The 14258-nt window shown below is 71.0% G+C and carries 20 protein-coding genes; 14 read left to right on the forward strand and 6 right to left on the reverse strand.

All coding sequences use genetic code 11. The features are described from left to right. Genes ACYVLT_RS05155 through ACYVLT_RS05205 form a run of 11 tightly spaced genes read left to right on the forward strand, consistent with a single transcriptional unit; the run spans window position 1 to window position 10170 of the window. A complete protein-coding gene (locus tag ACYVLT_RS05155; protein WP_461118931.1) occupies window positions 1-2394 on the forward strand; it encodes a N,N-dimethylformamidase beta subunit family domain-containing protein in 2394 nt (797 codons plus the stop codon). Between the two features lie 9 nt (window positions 2395-2403). Then, complete coding sequence (locus ACYVLT_RS05160; RefSeq protein ID WP_461118932.1) at window positions 2404-2850, forward strand: hypothetical protein; 447 nt, start codon at window positions 2404-2406, stop codon at window positions 2848-2850. Continuing rightward, complete coding sequence (locus ACYVLT_RS05165; protein WP_461118933.1) at window positions 2844-3161, forward strand: hypothetical protein; 318 nt, start codon at window positions 2844-2846, stop codon at window positions 3159-3161. Before ACYVLT_RS05160 ends, ACYVLT_RS05165 begins: the two co-directional genes overlap by 7 nt. Further along, window positions 3158-3505, forward strand: a complete 348-nt coding sequence (locus ACYVLT_RS05170; RefSeq protein WP_461118934.1) for a hypothetical protein — start codon at window positions 3158-3160, stop codon at window positions 3503-3505. The genes ACYVLT_RS05165 and ACYVLT_RS05170 overlap by 4 nt, the downstream gene beginning before the upstream one ends. 23 nt (window positions 3506-3528) lie before the next feature. Further along, window positions 3529-3966, forward strand: coding sequence for a phage tail terminator protein (locus ACYVLT_RS05175; protein WP_461118935.1), 438 nt, complete (start codon window positions 3529-3531; stop codon window positions 3964-3966). Continuing rightward, window positions 3963-4433, forward strand: a complete 471-nt coding sequence (locus tag ACYVLT_RS05180; RefSeq protein WP_461118936.1) for a phage tail tube protein — start codon at window positions 3963-3965, stop codon at window positions 4431-4433. Before ACYVLT_RS05175 ends, ACYVLT_RS05180 begins: the two co-directional genes overlap by 4 nt. A gap of 14 nt (window positions 4434-4447) precedes the next feature. After that, entirely contained in the window at window positions 4448-4978 is a 531-nt protein-coding gene (locus ACYVLT_RS05185; RefSeq protein ID WP_461118937.1) for a DUF7426 family protein, read from the forward strand. After that, on the forward strand, window positions 4975-5184 hold the full coding sequence (locus ACYVLT_RS05190; protein ID WP_461118938.1) for a hypothetical protein: 210 nt from the start codon (window positions 4975-4977) through the stop codon (window positions 5182-5184). The genes ACYVLT_RS05185 and ACYVLT_RS05190 overlap by 4 nt, the downstream gene beginning before the upstream one ends. Window positions 5185-5208: 24 nt before the next feature. After that, window positions 5209-8109 carry a hypothetical protein gene (locus ACYVLT_RS05195; protein WP_461118939.1) on the forward strand — a complete coding sequence of 967 codons (2901 nt, stop codon included), beginning with the start codon at window positions 5209-5211 and terminating at the stop codon, window positions 8107-8109. After that, window positions 8099-9007, forward strand: a complete 909-nt coding sequence (locus tag ACYVLT_RS05200; RefSeq protein ID WP_461118940.1) for a phage tail family protein — start codon at window positions 8099-8101, stop codon at window positions 9005-9007. Before ACYVLT_RS05195 ends, ACYVLT_RS05200 begins: the two co-directional genes overlap by 11 nt. Then, a complete protein-coding gene (locus ACYVLT_RS05205; RefSeq protein ID WP_461118941.1) occupies window positions 9004-10170 on the forward strand; it encodes a Gp37-like protein in 1167 nt (388 codons plus the stop codon). The genes ACYVLT_RS05200 and ACYVLT_RS05205 overlap by 4 nt, the downstream gene beginning before the upstream one ends. Here the strand turns inward: ACYVLT_RS05205 and ACYVLT_RS05210 are convergent. The 3 genes from ACYVLT_RS05210 to ACYVLT_RS05220 form a co-directional block, all read right to left on the reverse strand. Next, complete coding sequence (locus ACYVLT_RS05210; protein ID WP_461118942.1) at window positions 10167-10484, reverse strand: hypothetical protein; 318 nt, start codon at window positions 10482-10484, stop codon at window positions 10167-10169. The genes ACYVLT_RS05205 and ACYVLT_RS05210 overlap by 4 nt on opposite strands. A gap of 74 nt (window positions 10485-10558) precedes the next feature. Next, entirely contained in the window at window positions 10559-10747 is a 189-nt protein-coding gene (locus ACYVLT_RS05215; RefSeq protein WP_461118943.1) for a DUF397 domain-containing protein, read from the reverse strand. Window positions 10748-10757: 10 nt separating this feature from the next. Continuing rightward, the gene (locus tag ACYVLT_RS05220; RefSeq protein ID WP_461118944.1) at window positions 10758-11783 is read right to left on the reverse strand and encodes a helix-turn-helix domain-containing protein; all 1026 of its coding nucleotides are present in this window, start codon (window positions 11781-11783) and stop codon (window positions 10758-10760) included. Window positions 11784-11807: 24 nt separating this feature from the next. Here ACYVLT_RS05220 and ACYVLT_RS05225 point away from each other — a divergent pair, with 24 nt between their 5' ends. The 3 genes from ACYVLT_RS05225 to ACYVLT_RS05235 all read left to right on the forward strand — a co-directional run bounded on the left by ACYVLT_RS05225 (window position 11808) and on the right by ACYVLT_RS05235 (window position 12572). Continuing rightward, entirely contained in the window at window positions 11808-12041 is a 234-nt protein-coding gene (locus ACYVLT_RS05225; RefSeq protein ID WP_461118945.1) for a hypothetical protein, read from the forward strand. Continuing rightward, entirely contained in the window at window positions 12041-12295 is a 255-nt protein-coding gene (locus tag ACYVLT_RS05230) for a hypothetical protein (RefSeq protein WP_461118946.1), read from the forward strand. Before ACYVLT_RS05225 ends, ACYVLT_RS05230 begins: the two co-directional genes overlap by 1 nt. Window positions 12296-12368: 73 nt before the next feature. Next, entirely contained in the window at window positions 12369-12572 is a 204-nt protein-coding gene (locus ACYVLT_RS05235) for a hypothetical protein (protein WP_461118947.1), read from the forward strand. Here the strand turns inward: ACYVLT_RS05235 and ACYVLT_RS05240 are convergent. The 3 genes from ACYVLT_RS05240 to ACYVLT_RS05250 are packed head-to-tail and all read right to left on the reverse strand — an operon-like array spanning window position 12569 to window position 14068. Then, window positions 12569-12820, reverse strand: coding sequence for a hypothetical protein (locus ACYVLT_RS05240; RefSeq protein WP_461118948.1), 252 nt, complete (start codon window positions 12818-12820; stop codon window positions 12569-12571). The two genes, ACYVLT_RS05235 and ACYVLT_RS05240, sit on opposite strands and share 4 nt — an antisense overlap. A 31-nt stretch (window positions 12821-12851) precedes the next feature. Beyond that, entirely contained in the window at window positions 12852-13130 is a 279-nt protein-coding gene (locus tag ACYVLT_RS05245) for a hypothetical protein (RefSeq protein WP_461118949.1), read from the reverse strand. Continuing rightward, complete coding sequence (locus ACYVLT_RS05250; protein ID WP_461118950.1) at window positions 13127-14068, reverse strand: tyrosine-type recombinase/integrase; 942 nt, start codon at window positions 14066-14068, stop codon at window positions 13127-13129. Before ACYVLT_RS05250 ends, ACYVLT_RS05245 begins: the two co-directional genes overlap by 4 nt. Window positions 14069-14258 lie beyond the last annotated feature (190 nt).

Consider the following 14258-nt stretch of genomic DNA (forward strand, 5'->3'; position numbering starts at 1 on the left):
GTGGCGCTGGTCCGGAACGTCACCGAGTGGTCGCACGTGGCCGCCGCCGGTGCTGCGAAGTCCATCACGATCCCGGCCGCCACGGCGGGCTCGCGGTTGGTGTTGTTCGCGGCGGGTGGCGCGATCGTCACCATGACCGGCGGGACGAAGCGCACGACCTACGGCGGCGGCGGCATGGACATCTCGGTGTCCGACCTCGTCGCCGCCGGTGGCGAGACCAGCGTCGCGATCACGCTCAACGGCGCCGAGAACGTCTCCGGCCTCGTCTATGAGCTCGGGCCGGGCACCGCCTACTCGGCGTGGTCCGGGAACGGCGCGGGCGCGGTGCCGGACGCGCCGCCGACCGGGAACTACGAGACCGCGCCCACGTCCGCCGTGACCGCGGCGGCGGACGGCCTGCTCGTGGCGGGGTGGGCGGTCGCTGCACCGTCGGGCAGCCGCCCGCACAACGACCTGAACAAGCTCCGCGGTTTCGGCCCGCTGGGGCACCTGTACGGCGAGGGCGGCAACCAGCCCGGCTCCGGAGCCGAGTTCGTCTGGGCGTCGGGTCTGGCCGACGTGGATGCCACGCACTCGTTCCCGGTGACGGAGTCGGCGGGCAACTACCGGGTCACGTCGCAGTTCGTGAATCCCAGCGGCAGCACGACGGCGTACGCGGTGCAGGTGCTGTACACCGACACCAGTGGCGTGGCGTCGGTGCCGGAGCGCAACGAGGTGGCGGCGGAGAACACGTTGCCCGGCACCGACTCGGCGTTCTGGTTCACGGGCGCGGGCGGGGTGTCGGCGACGATCGCGGGCTACACCGACAAGGTGTCGTACGACCCCGGCGAAGTGGTGAACTTCAAGGTGGACAGCACCGGCAACCCGTTCAGGGTCGAGCTGTTCAGGCTGGGCTACTACGGCTGGGAGAGCTTCGGCGCGCGCCGGGTGGCGGCGAACGTCACCGGCACGATCGAGAGCCAGCCCGCGCCCAGTGTGGACGGCACGCTCGGCAGCACGTCGTGCGCGTGGACGACCAACGCGACGTGGACCGTGCCGGCCGACGCCTGCCCCGGCGTGTACTACGCGCTGATCCGGCGCACCGACGACACGTCGAAGTTCTGCTCGCACCACTTCGTCGTCAAGGGCAGCACGGCTGGCCGCGTGGTTGCGACGATCCCGGACATGACGTACCAGGCGTACAACGCGTGGGGCGCGGTCGGCGACAACGGGTCGTTCAGCACCGGCACGGTGTCGGGCCGGTCGCTGTACCGGCACGGCGCGGACGGCGCGACCGACAACTTCGGCCACCGCGCCTACGCGGTGAGCTGGGACCGCCCGTTCCACACCATGGCCGGCAACCCCAACACGTACCTGTGGGACGCCGACCACAGCTGGATCGTGTTCGCCGAGGCGCAGGGCTACGACCTCACGTACCTGTCCGACGTGGACCTCGACGTCGACCCGACGGTGCTGGAGGACGCGGCGCTCGTGGTGCTGCTCGGGCACTCCGAGTACTGGACCGCGGGGGTCTACGACGCCTACACCAACACGCTGGACGCGGGCGTGAACCTGCTGTGCAACAGCAGCAACACCGCCCTGTGGCACACCCGTTTCGCGAGCGCGGACACCGCGCGCCGCACGATGATCTGCTACAAGGAGTCGGGCACGCGCGACGTGTCGGCCGGCCACGCGGGCACCGGGTACGACCCGAACCCGGAGTGGACCGGCACGTGGCGGGACGTGCTCGCGGCCAACGGCAAGGCGAACACGGACGTGCGGCGCGAGAACGCGCTGACCGGCCAGCTGTTCCTCGTCAACGGCGCGGTCGTCGACCAGTTGAGGGTGCCGTTCACGTCGAAGTCGCTGCCGATCTGGCGCAACAGCGCGAGCATCCAGGCGCTCACCTCCGGGCAGACGTTCGCCACCGTGAAAACGACCATGGGCTACGAGGTCGACATCCCGGACGGGTCGGAGGGACAGCCGGACGGGCTGGTGGAGTTGAACCCGCACCAGGTCGACTTCGACGGCAAGGGCGTCAACGCCGCGGGCACCGTCTACACCGGCAACACCGACCTGCTCCCGGCCGGGTTCACCCTCTACCGCCGGAGCTCCGGCGCGCTGGTGTTCAACACGGGCTCGTGGCGCGGCTGGTGGGGCGTCAACAGATGGTACGGCGGCGACGTTGCCGACATCGGCCGCAGCGTGGACCTGGACTGGCAGAACGCGCTGCTGGCCGCGTTGTACGACCTGGGCGCCGAGCCGACCACGCTGACCGCGATGCGGCCGGGGCTGGACGCGGCGGTGACCGACCCGGCGACGGGTGCGCCGGGTCCGGCGCGGGACGACGTGGCGCAGGCGTACGGCATCGAGATCCCCGCGAGCGGCGGCGCGATGCTGCTGTTCTTCGAGTAGGTGGTGAGCATGATGATCTGGGCGACGGTGGGCGAGGTGCGCGACTACCTCGACGACGGGGACATCCCGACCGGCACGGAGGACGCGGCGGTGCAGCGCGCCATCGACAAGGCGGTGCGGTCGCTCACGACGCGGGTGGTGTGGTGGCCGGTGCTGGACGACGCGGACGAGCACGTCGAGGACGCCGAGCAGCGCGCGCACGTGGTGGCTGCGGTGGCGGAGACGGTGAAGGCCCGGTACGCGGCGCGCGCGCTGGAGACCGCGGTCGGCGGCGCCGGGCTCGTGGAGCTGCTGGCGGGCGGCGGCTCGGTCACCGCGTCCAAGCTGTCCGTCAGCGGCGGTACGCGCGGGACCGGCGCGGCGCGGATCGGCGCCGGCGCGGGCACGGTGCCGCCGGAGGCGGTCGAGGCGCTGCTGGCCGCGGGCATGATCGGCGGGAGCGTGGCGTCGTGCTGAACCTCCTCGGCCTGATCGGCGGGCCGCACACCGTCGGCCACCGGTCGCAGCTGGAGGACGTCGGTGACGGCGCGCGCTGGGCGGTCGCGGTGGACGTGACGGGGTGCCGGCGGGAGCCGACGTCGAAGACGGTGCAGCTCATGGACGGCCGGGTGGTGACGTTGACCGACCTCGTCATCATGCCCGCGCTGCCGGAGGTGCGGCCGGGCGACCGGCTGGTGCTGGACGGCCAGGAGCGCCCGGTGGAGAAGGTGGAGTGCCCGGTGTCGCTGTCCGGCGAGGTGATGCACCGGGAGGTGTACGTGTCGTGAGCGACGACTTCGGGGACATGCTGGCCCAGTTCGAGACGGACATGCAGGCCGCGACGGTGAAGCGGGTGCGCGAAGTGGCCGAGGATCTGCTGGCCGGCGCGCAGGCCGTGGTGCCGTACCAGGAGGGTGACCTGTCGCGGTCCGGGCACGTGACGGTGAAAGAGCTGGGCGTGGGTGCGCAGTCAGAGGTCAACTTCGACATCGTCTATGCCCGCTACCAGGAGTTGCGTGAAGACCTGACGCACCAGGACCAGGGGCAGGCGCACTACCTCGGCGGGACGTTGAAGTCGAACGCGCAGCGCTACATGGATCACCTCTCGGGGGTGTGGGACGACCTCGGGTGACACGCGCGCGTGACGCTGCGCCCGTGTTGTCGAAGGCGCTCGCGCTGCACTTGCACGCGCTCGGCCTCGTCCGGTACCCGCCGAACGCGGCCGGTACTGCCGTGCCGTGCTATGTCGAGGACTTCCCCCTCGACACCGCGCCCGACGACCTCGTGCTGATCCGTTCCCAGCAGGGGTTCCCGTCGCTGGACGTGTCCGGCTACGAATCCCCTGAGCTGGAGATCATGCGTCGCACGTCCGCGTCTGCCGGTGTGCAGGCCGGGTACGACGGCGCCGAGGCTCTGCGGCGGGCGGTCGACGGCACCGGTGAGGTGACGTGGGCTGCGGGGACGGAGCACGAGGTCGACGTGGCGCGGTGCGACGCCAACGAGGCACGCCCGACCCGCAAGGGGTCGGACCCGAAGGGCCGGCCGGTCTGGTCGTGCTCCGTGACCGTTGACTGCCTGGAGGCATCCGCATGACCGCGCCCATCAAGAAGAGGATCGCCCGGTTCAACCGGTGCCAGGTGGACACCGGCGGTGAGGCGGGCCCGGAGAACTGGGTGACCGTCAAGGGCCTGTCGAAGATCGAGATGCCGATCACGCAGACCGAGGTCGACGTGTCCGACTTCGACAGCGAGGGCTGGGACGACTCGCTGACCACGCACCGCGGCTGGTCGATCAACCTGGAGGGCTTCGACGGCTTCACCGGCCCGACGAGCGCGCAGGTCGACGACCCGGGCCAGGCGTACCTGAAGGCCCTCGGGTTGGAGACCGGGCCGGAGGCGTACGCGAACGTCCGGGTGTTCCGGTCGGACAACAACAAGGGCTACGAGGGCCGCGTCTCGGTGAACTGGAGCGGGATCGGCGCCGACCTGAAGGCGGCCGAGCCGTTCAAGTGCACGTTGAAGGGCTCCGGCGTGCTGACCCCCTACACCCACACGCCCTGATCGGAGCAGACCCCGTGCCCACCTTCCCCGAACTGCACGCGCTGCGCTCCGAAGTGGACGCCAAACCGATCGTGCTCCCCATCCGGGGGCGGGAGTTCCGCTTCTCCCGGTCGATCCCCATGCGCACCGGCCTCGCGCTGGCCGAGGCGCAGGTGGTCGCCAAGCAGGTGGCGGCCGCGCTGGCCGAGGGCCGCGAGCCGGACGACCTCGGCGAGGCGGCGTACCAGTCCGTCACCGAGGACCAGGCGATGCGTGACCTGATCGGTGACCAGTGGCAGCCGCTGCTGGACGCCGGCTGCACCGCGGCCGAGGTCCGGCACGTCTACCTGACCCTGTTCACCTGGCATATGGCCGGCGAGGCGGCGGCCGAGCTGGTGTGGACCGAGGGGCTGCCCGAGGGTGATGTCGGCCCCCCAGCCCGTTCCGCGTCGACGGACCGGAGGACATCCCGGAGTTCATCGACGCGGAGGAGCTCCAGCGGTACCGGTCGGCGCCGTCGGGTGCGTCGCTCGGGTGGGGAGACTTCCTCGCGGCGTGGGAGTTGATCGAGGCCGACTTCCACCGCGAGTACCGGGTGGATTTGGCGGTGCCGGGCGAGATCGACCGGCGCACGTGGCGGTGGTTCCAGGGCCGCCTGTTCGGGCTGTCGCCGGAGTCGCGGACGTGGCGGCACCTCACCGCCAGGCAGGCACCGGCCGACGAGGTGGGCATCGAGGAGGCGGACGCGGCGCTCGGTGTGATCCGTGAGTGACACCCCGGCGGGAGGGTTGGCGTCGTGAGCACGACCGTCGGCCACATCCGGGGCATCGTCACCCTGGACACCTCCGGGTACAAGGCCAAGAGCGCCGAGACCCGCGCCGACGCGAAGACGCTCAAGGCCGACGTCGAGGCGCAGAAGCCGAAGCTGGACGCCGACGCCGCGCCGTTCGTTGAAGCCGTCGCCAAGGCGGAAGCGGCGCAGGCGTCGCTGAACGCCAAGGTCGAGAAGACCATCACCGGCCTTGAGCTGAAGATGGCAGCCGCGGCGGACGCGCAGGAGACCGCGCTGGGTCGGGTCCGCACCGCGCAGGCCGCGCTGGACGCGCTGCGCAGCGCGGAGAACGTCCCGGCCGAGCGTCTCACCGCCGCCGAGGAGAAGCTGGCCGCCGCCCTGCGGGGTGTCGCGGCCGCCGAGCGCAACGCCGCCGACATCACCGCACAGCTCACCGCGGCCCGCACGCAGGCCATCCCGGTGGTCGAGCAGGAGGCGGAGGCGGAGGACGAGGCGGCCGCGGCGACGGTCGCGCACACCGCGGCGAAGCTGGGTCTGGTCAAGGCGATCGGGGCGTTGCCCGCGATCCTCGCGGCGGTGGGCGCGGCGACCGGTGCGGCGGCGTTGCTGCCCGCGGTCGGGGTCGCGGTCGCGGCGGCGATGATCCTCAAGAGCAACGAGGCGGTGTCGGACAGCTACAGCGACTTGGCCGGGCAGATCGTCCGTGACGCGCAGGCGATGGCCGCGCCGTTGGAGGGCGACCTGGTCGACGCGGCGGGCGAGTTCGCGCTGGCCTGGTCGGAGCTGCGGCCCGAGGTGCGGCAGCTGTTCGCCGACGCCTCGCCCGCGATCGCCGAGCTGACCCGCGGCGTGACGGGCTTCGCGCGCGGCGCCGTGCCGGGTATGGCGGAGGCGGTGTCCCGGTCGGGGCCGATCGTCGAGGGCTGGGGTGACCTGTTCACCGAGGTCGGCGAGGGTGTCGGCGAGTTCTTCGAGAACGCGACGAACGACGCGGAGTCGACCGGCCGGGTCGTGTCGGACTTCGGTGGCGTCCTGCGGTCGGTGTTGGGCGGCACGGGCACGCTGTTCCAGTCGGCCACCACGGCGTTCGCGCCGTACTCGGCGCAGTTCTCGGCGCTCGTCCAGCAGGCCATCAGCCTGTTGACCCAGCTGGCGGACGGGGCGCTTCCGGCGCTGATGTCGTCGGCCGGCCTGGTGATGGACGTGCTGTCCGGCGTGCTGGACCTGATTGAGCCGATCTCGGGTGCGGTGGGCACGTCGATCGGTGTCGTCCTGTCGGCCGCTGCGGCGTGGAGGATCTACAGCGGTGCGCTGGACCTGGTCGCTAAGGCGTCGGTCGCTTCGGCGTTGACGTCCACTGTGGTCGCTGCGACCCCGTTGCCGGACAAGATGGACAAGGCGGGCAAGGCGACCGGCGCCGCCGCCGGGGCGATGGGCATGCTCACCAAGGCGGCCTCGCCGCTCGGGATCGCGCTCGCCACGGTCGGTGTCCTCGCCGGTACCTACCTGACGCAGCAGCAGGCGATCGAGAAGGGTGCGGACTCGTTCGTCCAAAACCTGCTCAAGGGTGGCGACGCTGCGCGCGCGCAAATGCAGGAGTTCCGCGCAGCAACGGACCAACTTGCGCGGCTGAAGGCCGCCCGCGACGCGTGGGCCAATTCGCCTGACGCAATCGCCGCCGGTGCTGACGACGTGCAGCTCGGCAAGATGAACGATGCGATCTTCGAGCAGCAGCAGGCCGTCGACGCAGCCACAACGGCATGGAACGAGCATCTCGCCGAACTAGGCCCGGTCCAACGTACACAAGCCGAGCTCAACCTAGCTGTCGCCCAATATGGCAAGTCCTCCAGCGAGGCGGAGGCGGCGGGCGCGGCGTACCGGTCCGAGGTGGAGAAGCAGGAGCAGGCGCAGCGTGACGCCGCGGCCGCCACTCAGTCCCACACGGACAAGATCGCCGAACAGCTCGGCATGACCATGGCCGCATCCGCCGCGGGCCTGAACTACGAGTCGTCGTTGCTCAACACCGAGCGTGCGCAGAAGGCCGCGGCGGACGCCACCAGGGAGCACGGCGCGGGATCGTTGGAGGCCCGCACCGCCAACAACGCCTACGCCACGCAACTGCTGGTCACGGTCGACGCACTGGGCAAGAAGGTCGCCGCCGAGAACGCGGGCAAGTCCGCGAGCGAGGTGGCCAGGCTGGTCACCGAAGCCCAGTACAAGGAGATCCTGCGCCTGGCTGGCGCTGCGGGCAACGACGCGCCGGCCGCCCTCCGGAACATGATTGCCAGCATGGACGCGGCCACCCTCGCGTCCATGGGCGTCACGGCCCGCGTCAACGAAACCGGCCAAGCGGTCTACTCGCTGCCAGGCGGCAAAGAGGTCGTCCTCACCGGCGACAACACCGACGCCGTGCGCAAGATCCAAGAGGTCAACGACAAGCAGCTGTTGGCGAAAACGCTGTTCATCAACGTGGTGACCCGCGCCGACAGCAAGGTGGCCGCCGCGAACTCCGCCGACCCCGGCATGAACGACGGCGGCTGGGTGCCCGGCGACGGCCCGGACCGCGACGACCGCCTCGTGCCCCTCACGAGCAAGGAGTTCGTCGTCAACCGGCGCGCCGCCGCGAAGTGGGGTCGATTCTTGGAAGCCATCAACCAGGCCAACGGCGGCGACGTGCGCATCCCGGAGACCGACCTGGCCAGGGTGCCCATGGCACGCATGCCGTCCACCGCCACCAGTACGCCGCCGGGCATCGCGGGCGGCGACGGCGCCGCGCTGTTCGGTTCGGCCGCGCCCGGCCGCACCACGAACGTCTACGTGAACATGCACGCGATCAAGACCCTGCCGACCGCCAAGGAGCTGCGGGACGTGCTGCACGACGCAGAGGTGATCTATGACGAGTAGGCAGATCACCTGGTACCCGCCCGCACACACCGGCCTCGACCCCATCGTCCTCACCGACCGCGCCGCCGGCTACCGCGTCCTCAAGGGATCGCGCGGCCTCGGCGAGGTGGAGCACCAGCTCGTCACCGACGCGTCCGTGTGGTCCGACGGCGACACCGTGGACGCCGATTACGCGCTTCCCCGCGCCCCCATGCTGCCCATGCTCGTCACCGGCGCCGACCGCGACGAGTACCTGACGCGTATCCGGGCGCTGGCCGCCGCCATGCGGACCCGCGCCCCCGGCGGCCGCCCCGCCCCCGGCGAGTTGGAGTTGGCTCAGCACGACGGGCGCCGGTTCCGGCTGCGATGCCACTACCGCACCGGCCTGCCCGACCACGAGGAAATCGACGTCGGAGGCGACACCACCTGGGCACGGTTCGGGTTGCAGCTCTACGCGCCGGACCCGTTCTGGTACGCGGCCGACCCGGTCACACTGTCGTGGGAGTCTGCGTCACCGGTGGCGTTCCTGGGTGCCGACTTCCTGCCGCTGCGCATCTCACGGTCGTCGGTGCTCGGCCCGACCGAGATCGTCAACCCCGGCTCTGAGGCGGCATTGGGCGTGTGGCGGGTCACCGGGCCCGGCTCGGACTTCATCGCCACCAACGAGGCTTCAGGAGAGGTGCTGCGAGTCACCGAGTCCATCCCCGGCGGACAGGTGCTCACCATCGTCACCGACCCCACCATCGCCGACATCTCACTCCAGCCCGCCGGCACCGACTGGTGGGACAACCTGGTCGACGGGTCCGCGCTGTGGGAGATCCCACCGGGCACCACCTCGATCGACCTGACCCTCACCGGCGCCACCGCCGACTCCGAGATCGTGCTGGAGTTCTACCCCCGGTACGGTGCGCCGTGGTGACCCGCCGCCCGCCGATCGCCTACCCGATCAGCCCGGCCGGTGCCCGCCGAGCCCCGATCCGCTACCGCACCGCCACCGTCGTGGTACGACACAACGGCGTCGGCCGCTGGTCGTTGGTCGCCCCGCTGAGCGCGGTGGACCTCGACGTGTTCGACGGCGGCTGGCGCGTCGCATGGGACGGCCAGCCGGTCGACGGACTCGGCGGCTACATCGACCGCGCCAAACTCACCGTCGACCGCGATACCGGCACGCCGATGGCGACCCTCTCCGGCCCCGACGACATGACGGTGCTGGCCGAGCGGCTCGCCTACCCCAACCCGTTGGTCAACTCGGCAGCCCAGGGCACCCCGGCCTACGACATCCGCACCGGCGTCGCCTCGACCGTGATCCTCCAGTACATCCGCTACAACGCGGGCGACCTCGCCCTCACCCCGCGACAGACCGCAAACTTCGTCAGCAACATCACCGACCCCGCCATCGGCGGCACCGCCTCGGGCCGGGCGCGGTTCGACCCGCTGCTCGACGTCGTCGCCCCACTCGCCGAACAGGCGGGGCTGGCCATCACGGTCACCTCGACCACGGCGGGCGTGCGGACCCTCGGCATCGCCGCCGTGGTCGACCGCACCGCGTCGGCCCGGTTCTCGATCGCGCTGCGCAACCTCCAGAGCCTCACCTACGAGTTGCAGGCACCGCCCGCAACCTTCGTGGTCGCCGGCGGCCGCGGCGAAGAGACGACCCGCATGTTCCGGCCCGCGACCAACTCGGCGGGCGTGGCCGACTGGCGGTGGCGCGAGACCTTCCACGACGCTCGATCAGCCTCCGACACCGACGGAGGCACCGAGCTCACCGCGGCCGCCACGAAGCGGCTCAGCGAGGTCGGCCCGGTCGAGACCGTCGACCTGGTACCGCTCGACACCGACCGGCTGACCTACGGCGTCGACTACCGGCTCGGCGACAAGGTACTCGGAGAGGTCGGCTACGGCACCGGGCTGAAGGTGCCAGCGGTGATTCGCGAGGTGGAGATCACCGTCGACCGCGCCATCCGCAGGCCGCTCGTGCACGTCCAGCCGCGCGCCAGCACGCTGCCGACGACTGGCCGACTGAAGACTGACCGTGAACTCCGCGCGCTCGCCGAGCGGCTCGGACGCCTGGAACGCCGCTAAGCCGCCGCGGCAGGACCGGCCGCCGGCTCTTCCGGCTTCACCCGCACCACGAACCCGCCCGCGCCTACCAGCAGCCCGCCGATCAGCAGCGGCCACGCCCACGCGCGACGTGTTCCAGTGGCGTCCTCGCAGGTCGCGCGCCAGCCCGGCGTGTTCCCGTAAGCCTGCTTGTCCAGCATCGCAAACCCGGTGCCGCACTCCACTTCCAGGCCGAGCGCTGAGCCCTGACGCGTAGAAACGGGGGCGAGCAACGCGAAGAACCCGATGGTGGCGATCAGCCCGCCGACGATGAACACGTATGTGCGCAGGGACATAGCTTCCTCCGGTGGTCGTCTCCGACAAAGGTCGCGCGGCCCGTGTCGAGCGTTACGGGCCGCGCGCCCCCGCGTCAGTCCTTCATCGTTGCGACGAACGCCTGCCACCGTGCGGCCGGCACCACGATGGGCCCCGCGTCACGGTGCTTGGTGTCCCACACGCCGACCACCGGCCGGTCTCCATGGGCTACCTCGACGCAGTTGTTCGCGCCCTGTGATCGACTGCTCTTCCTCCTAGAACCCCAGTTGACCTGGTTGTGCATGCCTCCTCCGTTACCCGAGTTGCTGGATGCGCTCACGGAGGATGGTCGCACTTTCCGCGGGGTGGGCCGCGAGCGGCCACAGCTGGTCGAGCAGGTGTTCATATCGTTTGACTTCGTCGGGTTCGTGCAGGTATGTGCTGGTGGTGGCCCCTTCGAGGTAGACGCGGACGACCGCGGGATCGTCGAGGCGGACCACGGTGCAGCCGATTCCGAGCAGCGGGTGCAGGCCGGCCCGGAACGGCAGGATCCGGAGATCGACGCGCGGCCACTCGGTGGCGTCGAGCAGGTGCCGCAGCTGCTCGCGTGCCGCGGCGAGGTCGACCGGCAGCCGGTGGAGTGCAGCCTCGCCGAGCACGATCCTGGCCTGAGGTCCGCCATCGCGCCGGAGGAGTTGTCCGCGGACGATGCGCTCGGCGACCCGCTGATCGACGTCCTCGACGCCGCCCTGTGTCAGGAGGTCGCGGGCGTAGCCGGGCGCTTGGAGCATGCCGGGGATGAGCACCTCGTCGTGGTAGTCGATCCGGCTGGCCGACTGCTCGAACATCACGAAGCTCTGCGCCCAGTCGGGTACGTGCGCGGGCATGCGGGTGCGGCGCCGGGCGGCCGCCGCGAGGACCACGACCTGTTCGCGTTCTTCGGCGGTGACGGCGAGGAGGTCGCACAGCCGGTCGATCTCGGCGGCGACCGGCACGCGCTGGCCCAACTCGACCTTGGAGGCCTTGCCCGGATACCAGCGGAGTCCGGGGTCGCCGTCGATCCGCGCGAGCGTGACCTTGGCGCGTTCGCGGTAGGTGCGCAGCCGCTGGCCGAGTTCGATGCGCAGCGGGTTCGGGACGGCCACGTGCTCCTCCTCGGGTGTGTCTCGCACCATCCTGCCGTTCATGAGACGCTGCGACGAATCCCCCAAACGGAGAATGGCTAACTGAACATCTTCAGTTGTACGGTGACCGGGCGCCGATCGCTTGCCTGGGTTGCCCAGGATGCGCTTGCGGTCGGCGACCGGGCGGCGGGCGGGTGTGGATCCGGCCCGCCGCACCGGTGGTCCCCCTGGAGGTTTGCTGTGACCGCAGCGCTCGTACTCATCGCTGTCCTCGCCGTGCCGTGCCTCGCGATCGCCGTGGCGGTGCGCATCTCGAACGGCTACCACCGCAGATGCCACGCCCCCGCCGCGGCGTCTGCCCCCCAGCAGCCGACCGGCCCGCCTCCCCTCGGGGCTGGTCGGCGCCCGACCGTGGCGGGGGTGCTGCGCCCCGTGCGCGGCATCCTCGCCGCGCACCAGGGCGGGGCACTGTGATGGGGCAGCAGATGCCGCAGTCGGCGCAGGAGGCCGCGGCGCAGGTCAGGGCGTACATGCAGCGCACGGTGAGGCTTGTCGGCGCGCATCTGCGGGCGGGCGACGTCGAGGGTGCCAACGAGGTCATGAACACCGTGGTCGACAACGCCGGCCGCGGCGTGCACGACCTGATCCTCGACACCATCGCGCGCCGCTTCGGGGAGGTATCGTGGCGCATCGCCGCGGAAACACCCGAATGGCGCAACATCCGATGATCCGATCGGCCGTTAGGTCTCATATGGGTGCCGACGTCGTCATCCCGCCAGCCATACGCGTGACCACCATCGGGTGGCCTCGACGATGACCGGCACGGTCGTCTGGTGGACCTGGCTGGAAGACGGCGTAGCCCACGCCGTTCCGTTCTTCCAGCCGGGGCAGCCTCGTGGCGTCGTCACCACCATGTGCGGCCGGATGCTGTTCCGCCACCGGCTGGAGCGGGACGAGGGTGCGCCGCACTGCCTGCTGTGCCGGATGCGCGTCGGCCCTGGCTAGCCGGCCCGCTTGGCGCGGCGGGCGGCGTGGCTGGCCAGCGCGAGCCTGCGGAAGTACGCCCGGCGGGCCGAGTCTGCGGCCAGCGCACGCGCCTGCGGGCTCATCACGCCGTTCGGGTCCACTTCGCGCTCGAACCGCGCCATGGACGCTTCACGGGCAGGCGCGGTGCGGCGCGACCGGTCGGAACACTTCGCCCACGAGATGTCGGCTGCGATCTTGGCTCGGGTGGTGCGCTGCGCCTGGTCCATGACCAGAGCACAGCGCACCACTGTCACCCGATCAGTCGTCGTCTCGGTAGTAGCCGAGCCCGAAGTACCGCAGGTTGTCCGCCATGGTCCGCCGCGGCGGTCCGTCGTCGTAGTCCTCGTCGCAGTAGCAGCCGTCACAACTGCGGCACACCCCGCAACCGGCACACCGGTTCCGGACGTGCCCGCAGATGTGGTCGAGCCCGTCGTCGTACGCGCTCGTCGCCGCTCCCGACCGCTTGCACAGAGCGCACCGCTCGATCAGCGAGCACTGGCACTCCGCGTCCTCGATGCTCGTGTCCCGGCCGCTCATACCCGGTCACCCCGGGACAGCGTGCGTGCCGCGTCACGCGCCCGCCGATCGGCGTTCGCCGAGCCGTACCACCTCGGCATCCGCGAGTTCGGGGACCAGCCCCCCAGTCGGGCGAGGTCGCCCTCCTGTAGGCCGCTGGCGAGCATGTCGTCCGCCCACGTGTGGCGCAGATGGTGCGGCCGGCGCCGCGGGATCCCGGCCCGGTCGCAGCGCTGGTAGACGATGTAGCACAGGCCGTCGGCGCTCAACCTCGACGCACCGCTTCTGCGAGTCATGCGGTAGGCCACGAACAGCGCGGGCGTGACGACTTGGGCCGTTGCGAGGCGCCTGGCGCGGGCCCGCAGGTAGCGGCGCAGCGCGAGCGCCGTCTTGGTGTCGTACGGCGCCAGCCGGGTGCCGGTCTTGCCGGTGACCTTCACCTCCTGCTTGGCCAGGTCGACGTCGTCCAGGCCGAGGTTCCGCAACTCGCCGCTGCGGACGCCGCAGTTGAACAACAAGCGGATGATCGCCTCGTCGCGCAGGTCGACGAACTCGCCGCCTTTGCACGTGGCGATCAGCGCGGCGAGCTCCGCGTCCGGCACGGTGTCGGGCGGCACCTGGTCCGGTGTCGGCAACTCCACCCCGGCGAACGGGTTGGCGACGAGGCCGCTGCCGGCCTGTTTGGCGACGTAGTCCAGCCACAGTCGGGCCGCCAGCAGGCGCAGGGCGCGCGTGCTGTTCGCGAGCCGCCGTGTGTCCTTGAGGTACTCGGCCCACGTGTGCGCGTGCCGCGGGGTGATGTCGCCGGGTTCGGCCAAGTCGGGGTGGACGGTCGTTGCCCACTCGATGAACTGCCGGGCGCCGAGCACGTAGAGGTAGCGCGAGTTGCGGGCCAGGGTGCCGGACCGGAGGACGAGATCCCACTCGTCCAGCCAGTCAAGCAGCGGGGAAGACGGCATCGACTTTTCCTTAGTGGGTGCGCTGTGCGAAACCTTCCTCCAGAGGACACCGCGTGTGTGTCACCGAACTTGCAGGTCAGGACTGTCTCACCTGGACCCGTGCTGGTTGGCGGGCGCGGATGAATGGTCCATTCAGCCGATTGCCGAGCCGATCGGCCCCGTCGGGCGGGTGCGTCCCGCGCCACCCGCC

This window comes from Saccharothrix stipae (assembly GCF_054781895.1).